Source organism: Salinimicrobium sp. WS361 (assembly GCF_050750585.1).
In the GTDB taxonomy this organism is placed as follows: domain Bacteria; phylum Bacteroidota; class Bacteroidia; order Flavobacteriales; family Flavobacteriaceae; genus Salinimicrobium.
This window is the reverse complement of the sequence record NZ_JBOJLM010000052.1, coordinates 1-1,081: the sequence shown is the minus strand read 5'-3', so window position 1 is coordinate 1,081 and position 1,081 is coordinate 1. Positions and strand designations below refer to the sequence as shown.

General features: G+C 37.9%; 1 protein-coding gene. It reads right to left on the bottom strand.

Features of this window, described 5'->3' with window-relative positions; genetic code table 11:
• Positions 1-14: 14 nt before the first annotated feature.
• Positions 15-548, bottom strand: a complete 534-nt coding sequence (locus ACQ93I_RS17185) for a hypothetical protein (protein ID WP_431699604.1) — start codon at positions 546-548, stop codon at positions 15-17.
• Positions 549-1,081 lie beyond the last annotated feature (533 nt).

Below are 1,081 nucleotides of genomic sequence, written 5' to 3'. Positions count from 1 at the left end.
GTGCAATGGTTTTTTTATGCCTGGCTATTAATCCGCAGATCCCGATAAGATTTTTTATTCAGATTAATTTTCACGTTGAAATAACAATTACCCCCATCCTCAACCGGTAGCAACAATTCCTTTTTCCAATTCTCATCGTAAAATTCCTTACAAGATAAATTTACCCAAACCTCTTTTTCACCTTTTTCATTTACTATCGGAATATACTGACGATAATAATTCTCTGTCTCCAATTCAAATCCAGTTTCGGACCATTTATTTTCAGGATTCTCGGCGTTTTGTTTTTGTAAAGCTTCTTTTTGAATTTGATTATTCTCATCTACAGCTCTCTCTAAAATTTCTTCAACCGTCTTTAATTCATCAACATTTAAATCTGTCGGTTCTCCATTTTCAAAGGGATGTGACATTTCCTTTTTATATTCTACAACAGAATAAAGGGAATCTGCAATAGCAAATTCAGTATTGGAGTCCGTGGGATTATCTGTCCTTGCACTATTTTGACAAGAGATAGAAAAAATCCAAAGGCTTATGGTTAAAAATTTTATCATTTTGAGGTTTTTAACTATTGCACCACGTCCCGTATAAAAAATAGTGCGAGCTGGCGAGCTTGATTGTCCGCAGGACAATCAGGCGTTGCAAGCAAGCACGGATTTTCGAATTAAGACAGGTTTGAGCATTTTTTTTATACAATGTTACCTCACGTTTTATAATCCGCTGTGACCATTCCAGCCATGAGTAAATGTTCATATTTTCCCTAACATCCAGCTTAAACCGAACTGATGCTTCCACGTCCGAGTAAAGTCCGCTTCGTGATCGACCAGAACCTTTGCCAAATAGAGGTCTCAAAAATGGCTTTTAGGAACCGACTTTTCGAACCGAAAACTGCGATTGGAATTATCAGAAACCTTACCTCTCAAAAATGGCAAAAAAGAACTGTCTTTTCGAACTCAGAATGTGAGGTAACGTCTCGTATAAAAACTGTGCGAGCTGGCGAGCTTGATTGTCCGCAGGACAATCAGGCGTTGCAAGCGAGGAGGGAGTTTCGATTTGAGACAGGTTTTAAGCATTGTTTTTAGCATCA